At 69.9% G+C, this 22,205-nt stretch carries 25 protein-coding genes, 2 tRNA genes and 1 pseudogene; 9 read left to right on the top strand and 19 right to left on the bottom strand.

What is annotated here, in order from left to right:
• Positions 1-68 precede the first annotated feature (68 nt).
• The gene (locus tag AAW14_RS10220; RefSeq protein ID WP_265562250.1) at positions 69-743 is read left to right on the top strand and encodes a pentapeptide repeat-containing protein; all 675 of its coding nucleotides are present in this window, start codon (positions 69-71) and stop codon (positions 741-743) included.
• A 15-nt stretch (positions 744-758) separates the two neighbouring features.
• Here the strand turns inward: AAW14_RS10220 and AAW14_RS10215 are convergent, their stop codons facing one another.
• The 4 genes from AAW14_RS10215 to AAW14_RS10200 form a co-directional block, all read right to left on the bottom strand.
• Positions 759-1,235, bottom strand: a complete 477-nt coding sequence (locus tag AAW14_RS10215; protein ID WP_265562248.1) for a GNAT family N-acetyltransferase — start codon at positions 1,233-1,235, stop codon at positions 759-761.
• A gap of 77 nt (positions 1,236-1,312) precedes the next feature.
• Complete coding sequence (locus AAW14_RS10210; protein WP_265562246.1) at positions 1,313-3,961, bottom strand: glycosyl hydrolase; 2,649 nt, start codon at positions 3,959-3,961, stop codon at positions 1,313-1,315.
• Between the two features lie 189 nt (positions 3,962-4,150).
• Positions 4,151-5,557, bottom strand: a complete 1,407-nt coding sequence (locus AAW14_RS10205; RefSeq protein WP_265562244.1) for an NAD(P)/FAD-dependent oxidoreductase — start codon at positions 5,555-5,557, stop codon at positions 4,151-4,153.
• Positions 5,558-5,567: 10 nt separating this feature from the next.
• Positions 5,568-6,221: a rhomboid-like protein gene (locus AAW14_RS10200; protein WP_265562471.1), complete on the bottom strand. Its 654-nt coding sequence runs from the start codon at positions 6,219-6,221 to the stop codon at positions 5,568-5,570.
• A gap of 198 nt (positions 6,222-6,419) precedes the next feature.
• Here AAW14_RS10200 and AAW14_RS10195 point away from each other — a divergent pair, with 198 nt between their 5' ends.
• Together AAW14_RS10195 and AAW14_RS10190 are read left to right on the top strand one after the other, a co-directional pair.
• Positions 6,420-7,478, top strand: a complete 1,059-nt coding sequence (locus AAW14_RS10195; RefSeq protein ID WP_265562242.1) for a right-handed parallel beta-helix repeat-containing protein — start codon at positions 6,420-6,422, stop codon at positions 7,476-7,478.
• A 50-nt stretch (positions 7,479-7,528) separates the two neighbouring features.
• Positions 7,529-8,557 (top strand): methyltransferase, encoded by a 1,029-nt coding sequence (locus tag AAW14_RS10190; protein WP_265562241.1) that lies wholly within the window; start codon positions 7,529-7,531, stop codon positions 8,555-8,557.
• A 97-nt stretch (positions 8,558-8,654) separates the two neighbouring features.
• Here AAW14_RS10190 and AAW14_RS10185 read toward each other — a convergent pair whose 3' ends face one another.
• The 10 genes from AAW14_RS10185 to AAW14_RS10140 form a co-directional block, all read right to left on the bottom strand.
• Positions 8,655-8,987, bottom strand: coding sequence for a TcmI family type II polyketide cyclase (locus tag AAW14_RS10185; RefSeq protein WP_265562238.1), 333 nt, complete (start codon positions 8,985-8,987; stop codon positions 8,655-8,657).
• 20 nt (positions 8,988-9,007) lie between these two features.
• Positions 9,008-9,487, bottom strand: coding sequence for an SRPBCC family protein (locus AAW14_RS10180; protein ID WP_265562237.1), 480 nt, complete (start codon positions 9,485-9,487; stop codon positions 9,008-9,010).
• A gap of 1 nt (position 9,488) precedes the next feature.
• Complete coding sequence (locus tag AAW14_RS10175; protein WP_265562235.1) at positions 9,489-9,746, bottom strand: acyl carrier protein; 258 nt, start codon at positions 9,744-9,746, stop codon at positions 9,489-9,491.
• Between the two features lie 31 nt (positions 9,747-9,777).
• Complete coding sequence (locus tag AAW14_RS10170; protein WP_265562233.1) at positions 9,778-11,028, bottom strand: ketosynthase chain-length factor; 1,251 nt, start codon at positions 11,026-11,028, stop codon at positions 9,778-9,780.
• Positions 11,025-12,293, bottom strand: coding sequence for a beta-ketoacyl-[acyl-carrier-protein] synthase family protein (locus AAW14_RS10165; RefSeq protein ID WP_265562230.1), 1,269 nt, complete (start codon positions 12,291-12,293; stop codon positions 11,025-11,027). The genes AAW14_RS10170 and AAW14_RS10165 overlap by 4 nt, the downstream gene beginning before the upstream one ends.
• Positions 12,290-12,757: a cupin domain-containing protein gene (locus tag AAW14_RS10160; RefSeq protein ID WP_265562228.1), complete on the bottom strand. Its 468-nt coding sequence runs from the start codon at positions 12,755-12,757 to the stop codon at positions 12,290-12,292. The genes AAW14_RS10165 and AAW14_RS10160 overlap by 4 nt, the downstream gene beginning before the upstream one ends.
• A gap of 65 nt (positions 12,758-12,822) precedes the next feature.
• Positions 12,823-13,980, bottom strand: coding sequence for a SchA/CurD-like domain-containing protein (locus AAW14_RS10155; RefSeq protein WP_265562226.1), 1,158 nt, complete (start codon positions 13,978-13,980; stop codon positions 12,823-12,825).
• 62 nt (positions 13,981-14,042) lie between these two features.
• Complete coding sequence (locus AAW14_RS10150; RefSeq protein WP_265562493.1) at positions 14,043-14,264, bottom strand: hypothetical protein; 222 nt, start codon at positions 14,262-14,264, stop codon at positions 14,043-14,045.
• Positions 14,265-14,414: 150 nt separating this feature from the next.
• Positions 14,415-14,699: a hypothetical protein gene (locus AAW14_RS10145; protein ID WP_265562225.1), complete on the bottom strand. Its 285-nt coding sequence runs from the start codon at positions 14,697-14,699 to the stop codon at positions 14,415-14,417.
• A gap of 77 nt (positions 14,700-14,776) precedes the next feature.
• Positions 14,777-15,037, bottom strand: a complete 261-nt coding sequence (locus tag AAW14_RS10140; RefSeq protein WP_265562223.1) for a hypothetical protein — start codon at positions 15,035-15,037, stop codon at positions 14,777-14,779.
• Positions 15,038-15,288: 251 nt separating this feature from the next.
• Here AAW14_RS10140 and AAW14_RS10135 point away from each other — a divergent pair, with 251 nt between their 5' ends.
• Positions 15,289-15,771, top strand: a complete 483-nt coding sequence (locus AAW14_RS10135; protein ID WP_265562221.1) for a DUF5994 family protein — start codon at positions 15,289-15,291, stop codon at positions 15,769-15,771.
• A gap of 510 nt (positions 15,772-16,281) precedes the next feature.
• Here AAW14_RS10135 and AAW14_RS10125 read toward each other — a convergent pair.
• Both AAW14_RS10125 and AAW14_RS10120 read right to left on the bottom strand, forming a co-directional pair.
• Positions 16,282-16,350, bottom strand: a tRNA-OTHER gene (locus tag AAW14_RS10125).
• Between the two features lie 185 nt (positions 16,351-16,535).
• Entirely contained in the window at positions 16,536-17,048 is a 513-nt protein-coding gene (locus AAW14_RS10120) for a hypothetical protein (RefSeq protein WP_265562219.1), read from the bottom strand.
• A 194-nt stretch (positions 17,049-17,242) separates the two neighbouring features.
• Between AAW14_RS10120 and AAW14_RS10115 the strand changes: the two genes are divergently transcribed.
• Genes AAW14_RS10115 through AAW14_RS10100 form a run of 4 tightly spaced genes read left to right on the top strand, consistent with a single transcriptional unit; the run spans position 17,243 to position 19,454 of the window.
• Entirely contained in the window at positions 17,243-17,536 is a 294-nt protein-coding gene (locus AAW14_RS10115) for a DUF5133 domain-containing protein (RefSeq protein WP_322741050.1), read from the top strand.
• 31 nt (positions 17,537-17,567) lie between these two features.
• Complete coding sequence (locus AAW14_RS10110; RefSeq protein WP_265562467.1) at positions 17,568-18,248, top strand: HemK2/MTQ2 family protein methyltransferase; 681 nt, start codon at positions 17,568-17,570, stop codon at positions 18,246-18,248.
• Positions 18,232-18,444: a CDGSH iron-sulfur domain-containing protein gene (locus AAW14_RS10105; RefSeq protein WP_265562218.1), complete on the top strand. Its 213-nt coding sequence runs from the start codon at positions 18,232-18,234 to the stop codon at positions 18,442-18,444. Before AAW14_RS10110 ends, AAW14_RS10105 begins: the two co-directional genes overlap by 17 nt.
• Entirely contained in the window at positions 18,441-19,454 is a 1,014-nt protein-coding gene (locus AAW14_RS10100; RefSeq protein ID WP_265562216.1) for an iron-containing redox enzyme family protein, read from the top strand. Before AAW14_RS10105 ends, AAW14_RS10100 begins: the two co-directional genes overlap by 4 nt.
• A 54-nt stretch (positions 19,455-19,508) precedes the next feature.
• Here the strand turns inward: AAW14_RS10100 and AAW14_RS10095 are convergent.
• The 3 genes and pseudogenes from AAW14_RS10095 to AAW14_RS10085 all read right to left on the bottom strand — a co-directional run.
• A pseudogene (locus AAW14_RS10095) lies at positions 19,509-19,735 on the bottom strand (hypothetical protein); the annotation flags it as partial.
• A gap of 138 nt (positions 19,736-19,873) precedes the next feature.
• Positions 19,874-20,308 (bottom strand): hypothetical protein, encoded by a 435-nt coding sequence (locus tag AAW14_RS39720; protein ID WP_265562214.1) that lies wholly within the window; start codon positions 20,306-20,308, stop codon positions 19,874-19,876.
• A gap of 298 nt (positions 20,309-20,606) precedes the next feature.
• Positions 20,607-20,680, bottom strand: a tRNA-Thr gene (locus tag AAW14_RS10085).
• Positions 20,681-20,906: 226 nt separating this feature from the next.
• Here AAW14_RS10085 and AAW14_RS10080 point away from each other — a divergent pair.
• Complete coding sequence (locus AAW14_RS10080) at positions 20,907-22,043, top strand: ABC transporter ATP-binding protein (protein WP_265562212.1); 1,137 nt, start codon at positions 20,907-20,909, stop codon at positions 22,041-22,043.
• Positions 22,044-22,205: the final 162 nt, after the last annotated feature.

Below are 22,205 nucleotides of genomic sequence, written 5' to 3'. Positions count from 1 at the left end.
CGCATCCGATGCGGGCCGCTGCCACGACGGGCCGGGGGACTGTCAGTGGCGGGGTGCAGCATGGGGGCATGACGCACAGGACACGGGTGACGAAGGAGGCGCGGCGGCCGCAGGTGAGGCTGCCGGAGCTGGTGGCCTTCACGGACGGGGAGCTGGCACCGGACGGGGACTACGACGGGCTGGAGTTCCGGGAGGCGGATCTCGCCGGGCAGGACGGCGGGGGCGCCCGGTTCATGGACTGCGCGCTGACGGGCTGCTCGCTGGACGAGACGCAGCTGCACCACGCCCGGGTGCTGGACTCCGTCCTCACCGGCATACGGGGCGTGGGCATCGACCTCGCCGAGGCGAACCTGCGGGACGTGGAGCTGGTGGACGCCCGGCTCGGCGGGATCCAGCTGCACGGCGCGGTGCTGGAGCGTGTGCTGGTGCGCGGCGGCAAGATCGACTACCTGAATCTCCGCAAGGCGCGGCTCAAGGACGTCGTCTTCGAGGGCTGCGTCCTGGTCGAGCCGGACTTCGGGGGCGCCCGGCTCGAACGGGTCGAGTTCGTGGACTGCGTGCTGAAGGGCGTGGACCTCACGGCGGCGACCCTGGTCGATGTGGACCTGCGCCGCGCGGCGGAGCTGGACATCACCCGCGGCGTGGACCGTCTGTCCGGCGCGGTGATCAGCCACGCCCAGCTCCTGGACCTCGCGCCCGTGCTGGCCGCGGAGATGGGGGTGCGGGTGGCGGGGGACGACTGAGGCGTTCCGGGTCGCCTATGCCCGCCGCCCCAGCTCCGCCAGCGCCCCGTCCGTCAGCCGGTACACCGTCCACCCTTCCTGCGGGCGGGCGCCCAGGGATGCGTAGAAGCCGATCGCCGGACGGTTCCAGTCCAGGACCGACCACTCCAGGCGCGCATAACCGCGTTCGACGCAGATCCGGGCCAGTTCCCCGAGAAGCGCCCTGCCGTGGCCCGCGCCGCGGGCCTCCGGGCGGACGTACAGGTCCTCCAGGTAAATGCCGTGCACGCCCCGCCAGGTGGAGAAGGACAGGAACCACAGCGCGAAGCCGACGACCTCGCCCCCGTCCTCCTCGGCGATGTGCGCGAACGCCGCCGGGCGGGCGCCGAACAGCGCCTCGTTCAGCTGCTCCGGCGTCGCCCGCGCCTCGTCCGGCGCCTTCTCGTAGGCGGCCAGCTCACGTATCAGGGCGTGGATGGCGGGGACGTCGTCGGGGGTCGCGGTGCGGATCATGCGCGCAGTCTCACACGGCGGGGCGGGGCCCGTCAGGCCCCGCCCCCTCCCGCACGCCACCGGCCGGTGGCGTGCGGTCAGCACAGGCGTCGGACGTCGATCGCCCAGATCCCGCGCCCGTGCGTCGCCGCATACAGCCGGCCGTCGGGACCGGTGCGCAGCTGGAGGACAGCCGTCGTCGGCAGGTTCTCCCCCGCCACCTTCCAGCGGGACGACCTCGCCGGGCGGACCAGGACACCGAGGTCGGTGCCGAGCGCCACGGTCCCGTTCTTCAGCAGCACCACCGAGTTGGCGGGCACGTCCGGCAGGTTCCCCGAGACGTTCTTCCAGGTGGCGCCGCCGTCCCGGGTCTCAAACAGATGCCCGACGCCCGCGCCCGGACCCTCCGTCCACTTGCGTGAGAAGCCGTTGACGGCCAGCAGCACATGGTTCGAGTCCGCCGGGTCGATCGCCAGGCCCGCCAGGTAGCGGTTGGGGACCGTCCCGTCGACCGGCAGGTTCAGCTGGTGCCAGCCGGTGCCGTCCGCGTTGCCGACCGCGATGCCGCGGGTGAAGCCCTGGTTGTTGCAGGGGCCGCACCAGGCCGCGTACACCTTGCCGCCGGAGGAGGCGACGGCCGTGGCGGTGTTGCCCTTGCCGAGGTCGTATGCCGCGGACCACTCGCTGCCGCTGCGGATCGCCCACCCCTTGGTGTTGATCCACACGTGCCGGCCGCCCGCGACCCAGGTGTTCGGGTCCTTGATGTCGGCGTTCAGCGGGGCGATGAAACGCGCCTCACTGGTGGCGTTGTCGGGCGGCGCCACGGAGTACGTGGTCGCCTTCGACGGATCGGTGGCCCAAGCACCGTTGTTGACGGCGCAGTTCTGCGTGACCGACACCGCCAGGTACACGTACTCGGCCGCGATGTTGCACCCGTTCGCCGGGTCGGTGATCGTGTCGCCGCCGTCACCGCCGAAGTTGGAGCCCATCACCCGGTCGCCGGGGCGCAGGATCGACTGCCCGTTGTCCTGCAGACCGCCGGTCACCGAGACCCCGCGCGAGGCCTGGTCGATGCCCACGCCGACGGAGTAGTACTGCAGCGCGTCCATCGTGCCGTCGTTCAGGGACGTCCAGTCGGTGGCGTGCCCCTGGGCGTTGGCGGAGCCGTCCACCGGCCTCCGGAACGCACCGCCGTCGTCGCCGACCACGACGTACGGATTCCCGCCGTCGCTGCCGATCGCCACCGAGTGCTGGTCGGCGTGCGTGGTGGGCGGGCAGTCGCCGCTCCGTTTCGCGGGGTCGATGGACCAGCAGGAGAAGCCGAAGTTCCAGTACGGGCCGGGGACCGTCCAGCTCCGGCCGCCGTCCTTGGTCTCGAAGACCTCCTCGAGCCCCGCGTACACATGGTCCGGGTTCTTCGGGTCGACGGTGAGGAACTGGTCGTACCAGGCCTGGATGCCGGGCTGGTATCCCGCACCGGTGAGCGCCGAACCGGAGTCGCGCAGCTGCGTGTGGTCGGCGATCTTCGTCCACGGCCCCGTAGGGGAACCGGACTTGGAGACGAAGATGCCCGCGAGACCGCTGTCCGGGTTGGAGGCGGTCATCGCGGGCGACTGGTCGATGGCGTAGTAGCGCGAGCCGTCGGCGCTGCGCGCGAAGGTCACGTTGCCCACGTTGTCGCTGTCGCTCGGCAGATCGCCCAGTCCGGTCAGCCGCTCCCAGCCGCGGGGGCCCTTCGCGTAAAAGCCGTTGTAGGTGTCGCCGCCGCGCCAGCCGACCGCGAGCACGACCTTGTCAGGGTCCTTCGGATCGATCGCGATGTCGCTGGTGATGTTCTTGTACGCGGCCGACGGGTCGCTCGCCTTCGCGCCGCCCGGCAGATAGTCGGGGTTGGGGGCGAACTCCAGCTTCCACGCGCCGTTCAGCGTCCTGGTGGAGTGGCTCCACACACCGCGCGTGGTCGCAGCCCACACCTTGTCCCCGGCGAACCGCAGCGCGTTGATCGAGCTGGACTCCAGCTCCTCGCCGCCGACCCGGTCGCGCGGGCTGAAACGGCCCTCGTGCGGGTCGTCCAGCACATAGACGCCCGTACCGAGGAAGGCCATCGAGCTCGTGTTGGCCTCACCGGTCGCGTACCAGAGCCGTCCGTGCGGATCGAGCTGGAGATCGCCGGTGGAGAGCGCGGGCAGGCGGTCGGAGATGTTCGTCCAGTGCCCGCCACCGGTGCGGGACCGGAAGACACCGCCGTTGGCGGAGCCGGCGTACACATACCCGTGGTCGTCGGCCGCGAGCCCGGTCACGCGCCCGGTGACCTTCCCCGCTCCCCCGCTGGAGTTGGAGTTGACGTCCCGGTAGCGCGGGTCGTCGGAGTCGTACGGCAGCCGGGTCAGCTCCCGCCAACTGCCGTCCGTGTGCCGCAGACCTGCCAGTTCGCCGTACGCGGCCCCGTACGCGCCCGGTGCCACGATCCCCGGCGAGGTCCGGGCCTCCGCGTACTGATCCGCCTGCTCTGCTGTGTTCCCGGACTCGTCCTCGTCGCCACCGGGGTCGTCGTTCCCCTTGTCCACGAAGGCGGAGGGGCCTTTCTGCTGGTTCAGAAGGGCCTGTGCCCTGAGCGCGCGCACCCCGAAGGGATCCCCACCGGTGCCGGACGCCGCCTGGGCCTGTGCCACCGTCAGCCCCAGCGCGGCGGACACGGCGAGCACCGCCGCCCACGCCCGTCTTCTGCGCATTGAGTCAACTGCCATGAAAAACATGCCCTCCCCAGAGGAAGTCGCGGCGTACATGACATGAGCCGCACACAGCTTTGGGGAGAAGGGAGTTGAGAGAGGTGCCCAGGATGGCAATGAGACGACAAAATCAGGCCAGCAGGTGACCGTGCCGGTCGCCCGCTGGTCCTGCCGCCCCCGAACCGCCTTGCCGGCGCGGGGCTTTCCTCAGTGCCGCCCGGCCACGCGGTCGGCGATCCGCGCCAGCCTCGATGACTCGGCACCGTGGGTGGTCAGTTCACGCCGGTCCGCCGTGCGGTACGTGGCGTACATGCCGTGCACACCGAGCCAGCGCATCGGCTCCGGCTCCCACTTGCGCACCCGGTGGTTCACCCACGGCAGCGCGGTCAGCTCGGTCGTGCCCGCCTGACCCGAGTCCTGCCGGACCAGATCGCGGAGGGTGCGGGCGGCGAGGTTCGCGGTGGCCACGCCCGAGCCGACGTATCCGCCGGCCCAGCCGAGGCCCGTCGACCGGTCCAGGGTGACCGTGGCGCACCAGTCGCGCGGCACGCCGAGCACTCCCGACCAGGCGTGCGTCACCTTCACCCCGGCCAGCGACGGGAAGAAGCGGACCAGGATGTCGTACAGCGCCTCGACGGTGGCGGGCTGGGTGCGGCCGTCGTTGTCCGTGCGTGAGCCGAAGCGGTACGGGATTCCGCGTCCGCCGAGCGCGATCCGGCCGTCCGCGGTGCGCTGCGCGTACATATAGGCGTGCGCCATGTCGCCCAGCGCCTCGCACCCCTCCCAGCCGATCTCCGCCCACTGCGCCTCGCTCAGCGGCTCGGTCGCGATCATCGAGGAGTTCATGGGGAGCCAGGTGCGCCGCTGGCCCTTGAGGGACGCCGTGAAGCCCTCCGTGCAGCGCAGCACGTACGGCGCGCGGACCGTGCCGTACGGCGTCACCGCGTGCTTGGGACGGATCTCCGTGACCGGCGTCCGCTCGTGGATCGTCACGCCGAGCGCCTCGACGGCCGCAGCGAGGCCCTTGACCAGCTTGACCGGGTGCAGCCGGGCCCCGTGCGGGGTCCAGGTCGAGCCGACCGCATCCGCGACTTTGATCCGCTCGGTGGTCTCCCGGGCGCCGTACAACTCGCGGTCCTTCTCGCCGTAGGACAGTTCGTGCTCGTGGAAAGCCTTCAGCCGGGCCAGCTGGGCGGGCGTGTACGCCACCTCGAGCACTCCGCCGACGTGCACGTCCGCCTTGATGGCCTCCTCCTCGGCGACCCGTACCACCTCGGTGACCGTCTCGTTCATCGCCCGCTGCAGGCGTACGGCGGCCTCGTGACCGTGCAGCTTCGCGTACCGGTCGCGGCCGGCCACACCGTTGTAGAGCCAGCCGCCGTTGCGCCCGGAGGCGCCGTAGCCGCAGAACTTCTGCTCCAGCACGGTGATGCGCAGGAAGGGCGCCGCCTTCTTCAGGTAGTACGCGGTCCACAGACCGGTGTAGCCGCCACCGACGATCACGACGTCGGCGGACGCGTCCCCGGCGAGGGGCTCCCGCTGGACGGGCAGGCCGTCGTCGGCGTACCAGAAGGAGATGCCTCCGTTGACGACGCTGCTCACTGCGCTGCTCATGCGCCGGACGTTAACCCCTCAGGGCGGCCAATGTCTCCTTCGGATTCCATGGTTCTCCGCGGCCCAGTGTCAGCGGGTAGCACGCGAGACCGATCAGCAACGAGATGAAATGCCCGAAATCGGAGAACGTGGGAGAGGTGGCGAGGGGGAGGGCGTACACGAGCAGGACGGCCGTCAGATACGCGTAGCACCAGGGCGCCGCGATCCGGTACGTGAGCACCCCGACCACCCCCGCCAATGCGTAACTAACCCCGATGTCAAGGGCGTTGACGGCCGATTGCGGAGCCATCCCGTCGCGCACGGCCTGCAGCAGCGCGCCCTCGCTGGCGAGCGTGGCCATCACGTGCGCAGCGATGCACACGACCAGCCAGCGTGCGGTGCCCAGCCAGCGCTCCGCCTGCGCGTGGAAGACCGTGTAGAGCAGGGCGTACGGCAGCCAGCGCCCCCCGTCCATCCACATCGCGCTGGTGATGAACGCCCGCACCGGGTCGGAAGACAGCTCGTGGATGTTGGTGGAGCGCTGCCGCAGGAAGCTCTCCTCGAACTGCGGCGACATGCGATGCAGGGCGACGGTGGTGACGAACAGGACCAGCAGCCAGACGTACGTCCCCGGGGCGCTGCGGACGTAGTCCGCCACCGCCCCGGGCAGACGTCTGACCCGCATCACCCGGTTCACATACGCAAGTATGGTCGCCGACGTGATCGACGTGCCGGGCCCCCGCGGCGGGCGGCCGTCCGCTACGGCGGCTGGGTGACAACGCGCGGGCGATGCCCCCGGAGGCGGTCCGGGCACCCCGTAGACACGCCGTCGGATGGCCGATCGAGCTTTCAACGACCCATCCTTGGCCATAGCGTACAGAATATGACGAAACGCCATATCGCGTACCTCGCATGCACCGCGGCGCTCGCCGGATGCGGGCTGGGCTTCGCTCCGGCCGCCGCGGGTCCGGCGATCCATCTGGTCCGTCCGGGGGGCTCGATCCAGAGGGCCGTGGACGCCGCCAGGCCGGGCGACACCGTCCTCTTGTCCGCCGGGACCTACCGGGAGAGCATCCGGATGACCACGTCCGGGGTGACCCTGCGCGGCAGGGGCCGGAGCACCGTGATCTCCCCGAGCACAAGACCGGGCAAGAACGCCTGTGCGAAAGCGGGCAACGGCATCTGCGTGGAGGGGCGGGACGGCCGTCCCGTCGAGGACACCACCATCAGGTCACTGACCCTGACCGGCTTCCGCAAGAGCGGCCTGTGGTCGTCGAGGACCACGGGGCTGACCGTCCGGCAGGTGACCGCCGAGAAGAACGGGCAGTGGGGCATCGCTCAGGAACGCGGCACCCGCGCCCTGTTCCTGGACAACACCGCCCGGAGCAACGGCGACGCGGGCCTGTTCCTCGCCAACATGGTCGACGTCGAGGGCGGAGCCACGGACACCCAGGGAGCGGTGATCGCGCGGAACCGTCTGGAGGGCAACCGGGCCGGCCTCGTCATCAAACGCCTCCGGGACCTCACCGTCACGAAGAACGAACTCACCGGCAACTGTGCCGCCGTGTTCGTCGTCAGTGACGAGAACTCCCCGCGCGCCGGGGGCCTGACCGTCAGCGACAACGTCATCCACAAGAACAACAAGTTCTGCCCGAAGACCGCCCGGCTGCCCTTCCTGAAGGGCTCGGGGATCGTCCTGACCGGCGCCGAGGGCACCGTGCTGACGCGGAACGTCATCACGGACAACGCGGGCAACTCCCCGTTCTCGGGCGGCATCGTGCTCTTCAGGAGCTTTGTGGGCACCCTCAACGAACACAACCAGATCAGCGGCAACACGCTGCGCCGCAACGCACCGGCGGACCTCGTCAACGTGGACACCGGAAAGGGCAACACCTTCCAGCGCAACATCTGCCGGGTCTCCAGGCCCGACGGGCTGTGCTGACCGTCCGGTCCTGTTCCCCCCTTGTTGGACCCCAGAGAGGAAGGCGGCACATGACGACCGCAACTCCTGCCCCGGCGCCGTCGATGCGGCTGCGGGAAATCGTATTCGGGGCGGCGTGTGCCGCCGCCCTCCGCGCGGCCGCCCGGCTGGGCGTGGCCGACGCACTGGGGGACAACCCCATGACCGTCGAGGACCTCGCGGGCGCGGTGAAGGCCGAGCCGCGGCCGTTGCGACGACTGCTGCGGGCTCTGTCCTGCCACGGCGTCTTCGCCGAGCAGGAGGACGGGAGGTTCGCGCACACCGACATGTCCCGGCTGCTGCGCGAGGACGACCCCGACAGCCTGCGCTTCATCTCGCTGTGGTGCACCGAGCCCTGGACCTGGGAGGCGTGGCCGAGGCTCGACGAGGCGGTGCGCACCGGACGGAACGTCGTCCAGGACCTGTACGGCAAGGAGTTCTTCGAGTACCTGCACGAGGACGCCCCCGAATCGGCGGACGTCTTCAACCGCGCCATGACGACCTCGAGCGAGCAGTCGGCGCGTGACGTCGCACAGCTGCTCGACCTGTCGGGCAGTTCGTCGGTCGCCGACATCGGGGGCGGCCAGGGGCACGTGGTGGCGAGCCTGCTGGAGAAATACCCGTCGATGCAGGGCACTCTGCTCGATCTGCCGCGTGTGGTGGAGAACGCCGATCCACGGCTGCGCAGGGGCGGTGCGCTCGCGGACCGGGTAAGCATCGTGCCCGGCGACTGCCGCGCGGCCATCCCGGTCCGGGCCGACGTCTACATCATCAAGAACATCCTGGAGTGGGACGACGACAGCACCGCCCGGACACTGCGCAACGTCATCGCAGCAGGCGGGCCCGGAGCGAGGGTCGTGGTCATCGAGAACCTCGTCGACGACACCCCCTCGATGAGGTTCAGCACCGCCATGGACCTGCTGCTGCTCCTCAACGTGGGCGGGGCCAAGCACACCACCCAGAGCATGGTGGACCGGCTGACCGGGGCGGGCCTCGTCATCGACGCGATCCGCCAGGTGAACCCCTACCTGCACGCATTCGACTGCACCGTCCCGGCCTGAACATCCGGGACCGCCCCGGCGAGGCGGTCCCCTCACACCACCGGTCGCCGGGTCCGCGTCCGACGCGGGCCCGGCGACCGGTGGCCGTGGGGACGGTTCAGGCGCGGGCGTCCCGCTCCCAGCGGTAGAAGCACTGCGCCATCGCGTCCTTCGGGGAGCGCCAGGTCGCGGGGTCGTACGCGCTGACGTACGCCGTGAGCCGCTCGCTGATGGCCTTGAACTCCGGGTGGTCCGCCACCTTGGCGATGGCGGAACCCGGTTCCCGGTCGGACTCGATGAGGTGCATGTACACATCACCGAACTGGAAGAGGCTGCGCCGGGTGACCCCGACGAGGTGCGGCAGCTCTCCCCGGTCGGACTCCTCGAACACCTTGGCGATGTCCGGCGCCGACCCCGGGGCCATGCGGGCGACGATCAGGGCTTGGTGCATCGGCCTGTCCTCCGTCCGGCTCAGTCGGCCAGCGCCGGCGTGGGCCGGTGCCCGGCGGCGGCCTTCTCGATCTTGTCCCGGATCAGGGCCATCTGCACCTTGGAGTTCCGGTTGATGTTGTCGGTCATCCAGTCGTCGTCTACCGGTGCCTCCGGTTTCATCTCGAAGTCCTGCGTCCACACCATCCGGGTGCCTTCGGCGACCTCCTCGTAACGCCACCGGATGTTCATGTACGCGAAGGGTCCCGGCTCCACGCGGCGGGCCTTGACGCTGAGCGAGGAGCGGTCCGTCTCCCGTTCGGAGACCCAGCTCCACACCGTGCCCTTCTCGTCGGGGTGCATGGTCAGCCGGAAGGTCGTCCTGTTCCCGTCCCGGGAGAGGACCTCGACCGAGGCGTACTCGCTGAACAACTGCGGCCAGTTCTCCAGATCGTTGGTCATGTCCCAGACGAGATCCACCGGCGCAGCGATGGTGATGGCGTTCTCCGTGTGTCCGGCCATATCAGGCTCCTGCCATAAGAGTGGTGTTGACGAGGTCGAGGAACTGCCGGGGGGTCTTGCAGCGCTCCGCGTCGGGGGGCATCGGCGTGCCGTGCCGGTTCTCCAGTTCGCCCACGATGCCGAGCAGACCGAGCGAATCGATGCCGAGGGCGTCGAAGCCGGAGTCGTACCGCTGCTGGAGATCCTGCGGGGCGACGGTGACCCCAGCGGCCTTCTTCATGAGCTCGGCCAGTTCTTCCACGGTGATTTGGGCACTCATGCGGTTCCTCCTTTGTTCCGGGGCGGCCTCGCTAGGAGGCCTCGGCAGCGCCGTGCCGCAGCACGAGCGCGGTGTTCGATCCCATGAGCCCCCGGCTGAGGACCAGCGCCGTGCGCAGCTCGGCGGCGCGGGCGCGGACGGTCACCAGGTCGAGGTCATGGCTGATGTCGAAGACATTGGGAGTGGGTGGGATCAGGCCGTGCTCCATCGCGAGCACGGCCGCCGCGACATCCAGCACGGGCGCCGCGCAGTAGCCACGGCCTATGCCCGTCTTGGGTGCCGTGACGGGCACACGCCTGCCGTGCGTGCCCAGGACGTCGGCGATGGCCAGCGCCTCGGCACGATCCGCCTCCGGGACGCCGAGGGCGTCGGCGAAGACGACGTCGATCTCCTCGGGGGCGCAACCGGCCTCGTCCAAGGCCCCCCGGACCGCCTGGGCGAGTCCCTCCCGGGACAACTCCCAGCGGGAGGCCCCGGTGAAGGTCGCCGCGTGTCCGGCGACCGACGCCCGTACCCGGGCGCCCCGCTCACGGGCCGAGGTCTCGTCCTCCACGACCAGCATGGCCCCGCCCTCCGCGGGCACGAACCCACAGGCGTCGTCGGTGAACGGACGGTAGGCCCGCGCCGGGTCCTGGACGATGCTGAGCTCCTCGTAACCGAGCTGACAGACCATCGAGTACGGCGCCAGCGGCGCCTCGGTCGAGCCGGCCACTATCACATCGGTGCCCCGCCGCACCGCCCGAGCGGCATGGGCCAGCGCGTCCAGGCCACCGGCCTCGTCGGCGGCGACCACCGAGCAGGGGCCCTTGAAGCCCCGGCGGATGGAGATCTGACCCGTACTGGCCGCATAGAACCAGGCGATGGACTGGTACGGGCCGACGAAGCGGCTTCCCTTCCCCCACAGCTGCTGCAGCTCCCGCTGGCCGAACTCACCGCCGCCGGATCCGGCCGCGGTGACCACGCCCAGGGAGAACGGCGAGGCCTCGGCATCGGCATCGCCGAGCCGGGCGTCCTCCAGCGCGAAGTCGGCCGCGGCCATCGCGAAGTGCGTGAACCGGTCGGTCTGGACGAGGTAGCGCTCCTCGATCGACGACGAGGGCTCGAAGGAGCGGACCTCACCGGCCACCCGCAGAGGAAGGTTCTCGCAGCCCTCGCGGGTGATCCGGTCCAGGACGCTGATGCCCTCCCGGGTGGACTTCCAGAAGGTGTCGGTGTTCGTTCCGTTGGGCGCGACGACGCCGATTCCGGTGACGGCGGCACGCCTCGGGTACGGTGCGCTCATCGTGTCCTCTCCCTCGATCGGGTAAGGATCACCGCGGACTGGAAGCCGCCGAACCCGCTGCCCACGGAGAGCACGCTGCCGAGTCTCCGTTCGCGGGCGACCCGTGGCACGTAGTCCAGGTCGCATTCGGGGTCGGGGGTCTCGTAGTTCGCGGTCGGGGGTACGACCTGACGGTCCAGGGCCAGCACACAGGCCACGACCTCGATCGCGCCGATCGCACCGAGCGAGTGGCCCACCATGGATTTGATGGAACTCATCGGCGTGTCGTAGGCGTGATGACCCAGGGCCCGTTTCACCGCGGCGGTCTCGTGGCGGTCGTTCTGCCGGGTGCCCGATCCGTGCGCGTTGACGTAGTCGATCGCCGAGCCGTCGAGGCGTGCGTGGTCGAGCGCCTCCTCGATCGCCCGGGCCATCTCCAGGCCCTCGCTGGTCAGACCGGTCATGTGATAGGCGTTGCCGAAGGTGGCGTAGCCGCTGATCTCGCAGTACACCCGCGCGCCGCGGGCCCGGGCATGCTCCAGTTCCTCCAGGACCAGCACCGCGCCGCCCTCGCCCATGACGAACCCGTCACGGTTGTTGTCGAAGGGCCGGGAGGCGTGTGCGGGGTCGTCGTTGTTCGGGGACGTGGCCTTGATCGCGTCGAAGCAGGCCATGGTGATCGGTGAGATGGGCGAGTCCGAGGCTCCCGCCACGCAGATGTCGGCCCGCCCCTCCTCGACGGTGTGGAAGGCGTAACCGACGGCGTCGAGCCCCGAGGTGCAGCCTGTGGAGACGGTCTGTACCGGACCCCGCGCCCCGAAACGCTCCGCCACCATCGAGGCCAGCGTGCTGGGCGAGAACGCACGGTGCAGATGGGCACCCGCCTCCCGGGGGTCCACGTCCCAGCGCTGCCCGCGATGGCTGACCAGGACGTAGTCGTGCTCCAGACGGGTGGTGCCGCCGACCGCCGTGCCCAGGGAGACCCCGACCCGCCAGGGGTTCTCCCGGGCAAGGTCGAGACCGGCGTCCCGTACCGCTTCCTCGCCCGCGACCAGGGCGAACTGGATGTACCGGTCGGCGCGCTCGATCTGCTCCGGGTCCAGCCCGCAGGCCACCGGGTCGAAGTCGCACTCGGCGGCGATCCGCGAGCGAAGGCCGGTCGGATCGAAAAAGGTGATGCCCCGCGTCGCGGTACGGCCGTTGGCGAGCAGATCCCAGAACGCCGGTACGCCGATGCCGCCCGGTGCCACAATGCCTATGCCGGTGACCGCCACGCGCCTGGTCATGAACGGACCTGGTCTCGCTCGGCCGGGCGGGCAGCCCCCGCCTCGGCTCCTTCCGGCGCACCCGCGACCGCGACGGAGTCGGTCTCCTCGGTGTCGACATGGCCGAGCTGCGGACGCGGGGCCAGCGGGCCCAGGTGGAAGACGATGCGGGCCTCCACGTCACCGACGTTGCGGAAGCGGTGCCGCATATAGGCGGGGATCATGAGCGCCTGCTCGGGCCGCAGGGGGTGGGGGTCGCCGTCCAGGTCCACCTCCAGCTGCCCGCAGACGACGTACACGAACTCCTCGGAGTACGGGTGGTAGTGCTCGCCGATGCGGTCGCCGGGCTCCACGATGGCCACACCCATGAAGCCGCTGGTGGAGCCGACCGTGGCCGGGGTGAGCATGGCGCGCAGATCGCCTCCGCGTCTGCGGTTGGGGTCAATCTCACTGAGGTCCACGATTCTGGGACGGGGTTTGATCACGTCGATTCCTCCGATGGTGTGCTGCGTCGACATGGGGCGCGGCCGCCGCGGCCCCGAGGGCGCGGTCAGGCCTCGGCCGACCGGCGGTCGGTGATGAGGTCCATACGGGCGAGCGTGAGGAAGCGCCCGAGGTCGCCGCTCCTCGGCGCGGAACCGTCCGCTGTGACGGCGGGGCCGTCGAGGAGGGTCGTCAGCTCGGCCGCCTGCCGGGCGTCCGGAAGACCGAGGGAGCGTGCGGGGTCGCTGTCGAGACCGCCGCGCACGTCGATCAGCCGCACCACGAAGTCGTCGCGCTGGAAGATCGTGCTGCCGCAGACCGGGCTGCGCGGGTCGTCCGCCGCCGCCTCGTCCTGCTCGGAGAGCAGCCGGGCCAACCGCATGCCGCAGCCCTCCCGGGCCGGGTAGTACAGGGCGTGACGCTCCCCGTCCGGGCACTCCTGAGCCGTCGTCACATGGTGTACGGCGGGCAGCGCCGCTCGGGTGAAGAAGACCCGGGCGGACTCCGGGTCCGCCAGATCCCGCTCCTGCTCCAGATAGGGGTTGATGGCCTCCTCGACGGCCCGCACCTCGGGCTGCCGGGAGACGTGCCGCAGTGCCGCGAGCAGGTCGCCGCGCACCTCGATGGCCCGCACGACCCGGTTGCCGTGCATGAACAGCGAGGTGCGGATCAGCTGCGTGCTGTCGTCGACCCGTGCCTGGGGCGAGGCGTAGTTCGCGAGGATCTCCGCCACGACCTCCTCGCTGCCCGGTTTGACGGAGAAGGTGAGCGCATGCCGGATCACACCGTCACCAATCCTGGGGGCCACCTGGAGCCGGCCCCGGGCGGACTCGGCGGCCGGCGTCGCCCGGCCGGTCTCGCGTACGACGTGGAAACGCAGCGACCTGGTGTCCCGGACGCAGCTGTGCAGCGGCCGCACCATCTGCACGTGCTCCTCACTGTTCACCCAGTCGAGGAACGGCGGGGCACTCTCCCACTCACTGGTGATGAGCCATTGGGAGGGATTCTCGATCGACTGGCAGAGCTGGTCGCTGACGTGTCCGGGGACGGACGCGACCTGCTTGCACAGCTGTTCGTACGCTTCCAGGAACTGCTGCTGGGCCCCGTCGTAGACGTCGACCAGCAGGACGACCCGGAGCCGGGATCCGTCGAACACGGACTGGGAGACACGTCTCGACACCTGTCGCGTCAGCGGTTCTGAGACTCGTTCAGATGTTGTGGTCATCCTGCGCACATCTCCTTAGCCGGGGGCAGAGGTACGACGTCGGCCACGGGTGTGACGCGACGTCAGCGTTCCTCGATCGTGAGCCGGTCGAAGGGAGCGCGCGACTCGTATGAACCACGTGGGTGATGGGGCACGCGGCCCCGCTCCCACAGGGCGTCAAAACTCCAACGCGCCCGCGCACTCCTGGCGGACAACCACGGCATCCCGCAGACCCCGGCAACGACCTCGAACCCGTACTGCTCGACGGTGCTCGGCAACTCGACGGCGAGCTCAGGTCCTCCCACGAGCCGGCCTCCTTCGAGCAGGACCCCGAAGGAGTGACCACTGTCGGTGGGGCGCCCGGATGACACGGTCGGTGATCGTGTCAGTGCGGAGGGTGTTCAACCACGTCAGGGACTGGTTCCCGGGAGGCTCAGTGGGGAGCGACCGGGCACCTAGGCACCCTGAGGGGGTGCATCCGACTCTTCTTCCTCCTCCATGAACCGGATACCTTCATGAGTCAGCGAGACCATGGCGGGGGTCTTGTGCGATGTCCAGTCGACAGTGATCAGCCCCTCGCCGGCCAGATAGGCGCAGGCCGCGGAGAGGTCCTCATCGGGCAGATTGAGCTCGTCGCGGAGGGTCGCTCCGCTGACCTCGGGGCGATTGCGCTCGACGGCCCCGTACAAAGACTGGAGAACCGCTTTCCGGTAGGTCTTGCGTTCACGGAGTGTCGTCATGGCTGTCGCTCCCGGGCTCGTGGCCGACGGTGCGTGCGCTGGTGGGGTGGCGGGGGTTCGTGGCCTTTACGGTCTTGTCACACTTCGTCCGCGGGATCGTGGTCGTCGAAGGACGATTCGCTGGATGACAGCCAAGACCGTGCGGGCTGCGCGGCGTGCGTGGTGTCGATGGTGAGATGGAGACGGGTCGCCCCCTCACGGCCGGCGGGGTAGCTGCGCTGCTCGCTCGAGTCGAAGCAGCGACGCAGCACTTGGGCGACGCGACGAGCGACCTCGGGCGTCGCCGCGACGATGCAGACCTCGGCGTGGCCCGCGGAGGGCAATGGTTCATGATCCACGGCGTACCTCCTGCGGACGGCGACCCCAACGACGTACGAGGTCGCCGCTTGGAACGTCCGGGGTCCAGGTGCACACCGCACTTCCACGTACGCCCCTTTCCTGAAGCGTATGCCCGCAGCCGCGGTCCCTGCCCCCCAACCCGGGGCACCGGTGTCGTGGGAACCGCAGGGACCGGCGGTCCCGGCACGCGGAGTAGCGTGGTAGCCGCGACCGCGTGGGCACCGAATCTCGAAGACGGGTGGTCCCGCTCATGATCGGCTCCGATACACCACCAGGTTCCCGGCATCTGCCAAGTGGCGGTCATCAGATGCTGTGGCCGGGGTGCGCACTGCTCCGGCTGGAGACGACGGAGTCGCGCGAGGGCATCCTCGACGGTGCGTGGTGGCCGCGGTCGCGCGACATCGGCACCGAGCTGCCCGCTCTGCTGAGCGCCCTCGCCGAGCACCTCGGCCCCGTCACCCGCGTCGGGCTGGACGTCGCGGCCTGGGAAGCGCTCCCGACACGGCTGGTCGTCGAGGGCCGCGTGGTGCACATCGACTCATTCCCGGTCGGCGACGACACCATCCTGATCACCAGCGGCGACGAGGACCTCTTCTCACTGCTGGTGGTCCCACCGGACGCGGCGCCTGAGGCCGCACACGCCGCGATGGCCCAGGCCGTCCGGGCCGACAACATCACCCAGGCGGAACAGATCCTCATCGACACCGGAAGCGGACACGGATCGTCGAACTGACGGGCCCCGGCGCCGTCGAGGGGTTTGACCAGCCGCCGCCCCGACCTCCTCCTCAACGCGCTCCACCTACGGGCGCTCGAAAGGGACCTGGCCGCGGCGGGAGCGGAAGTGCCCGGTCGGTCGGGATCGACCGGGTCATCCAGCACGCCGGGGTCGCGGCAACGCTGTACAGCGCCTTCGGCTGCAAGGACGGCCTGGTCCGCGCCTACCTGCAGGCACGGCACTCCGCGACCGTCGAGCGCGTGACACGCGAGCTCGAAACACGGACCCGCTCCGGCCCCCAAATGGCCAACGTCATCGGGCCGTTACTCCGGCACCGGCAACCCTGCGGCCCCAGTTGTGGCCGACGTGGTGCGCGTCAACGACAGCAAGCTCGCCGAACCGGCTCGACGTCCGGGCCGGAAGCGGATCGGTGGTGGGAGCGGCCTGCCCGGGTCCGATTCGCACGGATCCAAGGCGTAAAGAGCCAAGAAACCCCAGGTCACAGGGGTGACCTGGGGTTGATCACGGAGCCCCCTGTCGGATTCGAACCGACGACCTTCGCTTTACAAGTGGGATCGAATCCTTGCCGGGTGGTGCTCGACGCTGCCGCAGGGTGCTGTTCTGCCTGAACAGCGCCCTGCCGCGTCACGTCCCATCCCGCCGCTCGTGCCGCCTCGTATCAGACCATCCGCTCACGCATCGCGCACGCATGTGCATGTGGGCTCGCCGTCGGCAACCAGGAGGGCGTACTCAGCCTCCGCTTCCTTCCCGCCTTGGAGGGATCACCGCAGCCCGGCGCCGTCGCCACTGAGCAGCTCCATGAGCTGGTGTCGGTGCAGGCCGGCGACGTTTTCGAGCAGGTCGGGATGGCGGAGCAGGACGGCAGCTTCGTAATCCCGGTCGCCGGGGTCGGTCAGCCGCTGCAGGCCGACGGCTTCGCTACCGTGCTCAGCTTTCTTGAGGGCCTGGTGGGCACGTGTGGCCAAGGCGGGGTCCGCCAGCAGACAGGCTGCCCAGCTGACGACGGTTTCGTCGACCCACGTCCGCCAGGCGTGGTCATCGGGATGCGGATCGCACCCGGTGAGCCAGTCCAGGGGATGCGATCCGCCAGGTGCGAGCAGATGAAGCAGCTGCACGTCGAGGCCAGTGGGATAGCGCAGGGCAGCGGCGAGTGCGGCGGCCTGCCGGGCCTGGGCCTCGGCCAGCGCTCGGTTGAGCGCGCCTGCGGGCGCAGGGTAGGCGGCCAGGAGCCAGCGCGCTGAGGCGGCTATGACAGGGGTCAGGTCATCGGACACGGCGGTGGTCTCTCGGGAGCATGCTCGCCTGTGTCCGGCTGATCGGTTTCCGCGAGCTGTTTCGCGGAGCCGCGTTGCCCCGCTCCTGGCACAACAGCGTAGGTGGCCGATCTGGAAGAGGGAATGACCCGCGTCACAGCGTTGCTGAGCACCATGGCGCAGACGTCATGCGGTTCAAGGTGCGGCGATGACGGATGCCTGCGACCGTGGGAGCGATGAGGCAGGTCCAGGGGGCCGGGACGGAGGCGGTCACCATGGTGATGGCGGATCCGTCGCTTCTGCGGGAGCTGGTCGAGCGGTGCGAAAGCCTCAGGCGGAGTCTGGCGCGGGGCGGCGGGAGCATCGAGACTGCCCGCAAGCTTGAGGATGCGACGACGGGCACTCGCCAACTGGATGCAGCGCTGTTCGTGGCCCGCCGGCAGCTGGCCGACCCTCTGGCACGGCGGCAGCCTCTCCACCAGTCAGAGCCGTCGGGGCGAAACCGCTGAAGCCATGGGCCAGCAGACCAGAGGCACCACCATGCCGTCCGAATCGGTCACCGCCGCTCCTCGATTCCGCTGCTGGATCCCCCCGGGGGTCTACCGGCCGCAGACCGACACCGGCCTGCTCGGCCGGGCGCTGCGCCGGGAGCGGATCACCAGCCGAACCGAGGTGCTGGACCTCGGCACCGGCAGCGGTGCGCTCGCAGTGGAGGCGGCTCGGCTGGGCGGCCGGGTCACGGCGGTGGACATCTCGTGGCGTGCGCTGGCCGCCGCCTGGTGCAACGCCCTGCTGAACGGCCAGCTGGTGCGCGTGCGCCATGGCGACCTGACGTCCGCCGTGCCGGGTCGTCGGTTCGACCTGGTGGTGACCAATCCGCCGTACGTCCCCGCCCCACCCGGCGTCGGCCCGCCCCGGGGCCGCGCCCGGGCCTGGGACGCCGGCCCGGACGGCCGACTGCTGATCGACCGCATCTGCGGGGCGGCACCCGCGTTCCTGCGCCCGGCGGGCAGGCTGCTGATGGTGCACTCGCACCTCATCGGCACCGAGGAGACGCTGGCCCGGCTGCGAGCGGCCGGCCTGCACGCGGAGATCGTCGACCGTACGCGGCTGCCCTTCGGCTGGGTGCTCCGCTCCCGCCTCGCCTGGCTGCGCGAGCGCGAGCTGGTGGCCGACCGTACTACCGAGGAGCTGGTGGTGATCCGTGCCGAACACGCCTGAACGCCCCCGTCTCATCCACGTGCAGCGCGACGGCCCGATCCTGATCGAGGGACCCGTCGAAGTTGTGGACGAGAACGGCCAGGTGACAGTGTCCCGGCGCTTCACGGTGGCCATCTGCACCTGCCGCCGCACCCGCACCCCGCCCTGGTGCGACACCAGCCACCGCCGGCGCACCAAACGGGACGAGACGTCATGACCAGCGTGCGTCTGCCGGAGCCGCGCGGCCCGCTCTCAAACGCCGTCGTCGCCTCACTGCGGGGAACGGACCCCGGCTTGGCACCGCTCCCCACCGACGACCACGACGACGATCTCCAACTCGCCCTGTACATCCTCTACGAACTCCACTACCTAGGCTTCGACGGCGTACCGGACGACCGCGAGTGGGACCCCGAACTCCTGGCCATCCGCGCCGCGTTGGAGCGCCGCTTCCTCGGCGCACTGCGTGCGGACGTGCCGATCGACGGATCCGACACCGCGGACCGCGCGCTGGAGGAACTCCAGCTCGAACCGGGCGGCGACGGCACTTCAAGCGTCTCCCACTTCCTGCGCAGCCACGGCACCCTCGACCAGTTCCGTGAATACGCCGCACTGCGCTCGCTCTACCACCTCAAAGAGGCTGATCCGCACGCCTGGATGATCCCCCGGCTGCGCGGGCGGGCCAAGGCCGCCATGGCCGCCGTGGAGTTCGACGAGTTCGGCGCCGGCCGCGCCGACGAGATCCACGCAGAGCTGTTCGCCCACCTCATGGCGGACCTGGGCCTGGAGACGTCGTACGGCCACTACGTCGACGCCGCACCGGCCGAGGCCCTCGCCACCGTCAATCTCATGTCGCTCTTCGGTTTGCACCGCGCCCTGCGTGGGGCGCTCGTCGGTCACTTCGCGGCCGTCGAAGTGACCTCGTCACCCGCCTCCCGCCGCCTGGCCGAGGCTCTGTGCCGGATGGGCGCCGGCCCTGCGGCCGTGCGGTTCTACACCGAGCACGTCGAGGCGGACGCGGTGCACGAACAGGTCGTACGGCACGAGGTGGTCGCGGGCCTGCTGGCAGACGAGCCCAGCCTGGAAGCCGACGTGGTGTTCGGGATCCGAACGACCGGGCATCTGGAAGACCGGCTGGCCGCCCAGCTGCTGGCGGCCTGGCGCGACGGCCGGACCGCACTGCGCACGGGCCGCATCACCCCGACCGCTCTGGATAAGCAGGGCACATGAGCGCAGGGGACGCGGACTCGCGACGCCGCCGTCGTGCCTGCGTCCAACCCCTCAGTGACACCTGAGGGCCGTCCGTGACGAAGCCGTTGGGGCTTCGACGACCCGAGCGCCGTGGATGACATCCCAGACCTTCGGGGACTTGGGCTTCACGGTCAGGCCGGTCTCCACGTACGTCTCGCGTACGCCGGTCTCGGGGATGGGTTCGCCGGGTTCGCTCTTCCTGACGGGGAGGGCCCGCTGGCTTTGCACGTGACTGTGAAACCGGCAGAGCCATCCCGCACGCCCTGGGCGAACTTGCTGTCCTGGCTGCATTGGAGGAGGTGAGAACCGTAGGCGGCACGGCATCCAATGGGAAGGTCAGCGAAGTTCAGCCCCTCTTCGTCATGGCCTTGATCGTCCAGCTCAACGGCCCAGCACGCTCAAAGCACCAGGGATGGTGGGGCTACCGTCCGCGCGCGGTCGTGCAGGTCCCGCGCGGTCGCGTTCTTCAGGTGGGGGCGGAGGAGGCTGAACATGGTTTTGATCCGATCGTCGGCACGGCCGGACTGGACCATGGGGTAGTCGAGGACGGTATCGAGCGCCGGCCAGGCCGGGTCGACGAGGCTCCGCGGGCGGAGTGGGGCACCGCCCGGGTGGAGACCGGTCGCGTCTTCACCAAGGAGAACGGCGAAATGCTCCACCCCGCCAACATCACACGCCGCTTCATCGAGCTGTACGAGGAGATCGGCCTCCCACCGATCCGGCTCCACGACCTCCGTCACGTGCGCGGCGACCCTCGCCCACGCGGCCGGCGCCGACCTGAAGGACATCCAGGAGATGCTCGGCCACTCCTCGATCGCCATCACGGCGGGCACGTACACGAGCCTGCTGCCCGAGGCGGACCGCGCGATCGCAGAGGCCGCAGCGCGGCTCGTACCCCGCGCCCGCCGAACGGGCGACGCCGAGAGGCCCGAAGCCGAGCGCGACGCGGTCGACGGAGCGAAATCCGGCATTGAGGAGATGCCGACGGATGCCGGAGGATCCGCAGTCCGCCCGGGCCGTGGGGACACATCCGCTCACGTGCCGCTCACGCAAACGGCCCCGGACGTGAAGTCCGAGGCCGAATAGAGCGCCTCCACCTGGAGAAACACCAGGTCAGAGGGGGTCTTTCAGAGCCCCCTGTCGGATTCGAACCGACGACCTTCGCTTTACAAGAGCGGCGCTCTGACCAGCTGAGCTAAGGAGGCGTGCACATGCGCGCCCGTGCAGTGTACCCACGTCCCGGACCGGGTCCGTCGAAAATTTCCGCGAAGTTCACAGTCCCCCAGGTACTGACAGATCAGGCGAACGGCAGGTACCGTCCTGAGCCAGTTCACTCTTGTGGACTACACCACAACGGAAACCCGTAGTGGCACACCACCTTTACAACGGATCGTCCGGCACGTTCCTGCCGGTGAAGGGGGCCCATTCACCATGGCCACTGTCTCGTTCGACAAGGCGACCCGGATCTACCCGGGTTCCGACAAGCCCGCCGTCGACGCGCTCGACATCGAGATCGAGGACGGGGAGTTCCTCGTCCTGGTCGGACCGTCCGGCTGCGGCAAGTCCACCTCGCTCCGCATGCTGGCGGGGCTCGAGGACGTGAACGCCGGCGCCATCCGCATCGGTGACCGCGACGTCACGCACCTGCCGCCCAAGGACCGGGACATCGCCATGGTGTTCCAGAACTACGCGCTCTACCCGCACATGACGGTCGCCGACAACATGGGCTTCGCGCTCAAGATCGCGGGCGTCAACAAGGCGGAGATCCGGCAGAAGGTCGAGGAGGCCGCGAAGATCCTCGACCTCACCGAGTACCTGGACCGCAAGCCGAAGGCGCTCTCCGGCGGTCAGCGCCAGCGTGTCGCCATGGGCCGCGCCATCGTGCGTGAGCCGCAGGTCTTCCTCATGGACGAGCCGCTGTCCAACCTGGACGCCAAGCTCCGCGTCTCCACCCGGACGCAGATCGCGTCCCTCCAGCGCCGCCTGGGCATCACCACGGTGTACGTCACCCACGACCAGGTCGAGGCCATGACGATGGGCGACCGCGTGGCGGTCCTGAAGGACGGACTCCTCCAGCAGGTGGACTCGCCGCGGAACATGTACGACCGCCCGGCCAACCTCTTCGTCGCCGGCTTCATCGGCTCCCCGGCCATGAACCTCGTCGAGGTCCCGATCGCCGACGGCGGTGTGAAGTTCGGCAACAGCGTGGTGCCGGTCAACCGGGACGCCCTCAAGGCCGCGGCCGACAAGGGCGACCGCACGGTCACCGTCGGCGTCCGTCCCGAACACTTCGACGTGGTCGAGCTGGGCGGTTCCGCCGCCGCCTCCCTGTCCAAGGACAGCGAGGACGCCCCGGCCGGCCTCGCTGTCTCCGTGAACGTCGTCGAGGAGCTCGGCGCCGACGGCTACGTCTACGGCACCGCAGAGGTCGGCGGCGAGACCAAGGACCTGGTCGTCCGCGTGGGCGGCCGTGAGGTGCCGGAGAAGGGCGCGCAGCTGCACGTCGTGCCGCGGCCGGGCGAGACCCACGTGTTCTCGACGTCGACGGGCGAGCGCCTCTCCGACTGAGGTCCGTCCACCGCGAGCCGGGTGGATCACCCGTAACGGGGTGCATTCCCCCAGATTGACGAAGAGGGCCCCGCAGCCTGCCGCGGGGCCCTCTTCGTTGTCGACAAATACCCCGGCAAACGGGGCATTCCGAGCGGTGGCGTCAACTCCGTACCCCGAAAT

This window comes from Streptomyces hygroscopicus, from assembly GCF_026168105.1.
GTDB classification, from domain to species: Bacteria; Actinomycetota; Actinomycetes; order Streptomycetales; family Streptomycetaceae; genus Streptomyces; species Streptomyces hygroscopicus_D.
The sequence above is the reverse complement of the archived record's forward strand: the minus strand, read 5'-3'. Positions and strand labels throughout refer to the sequence as shown.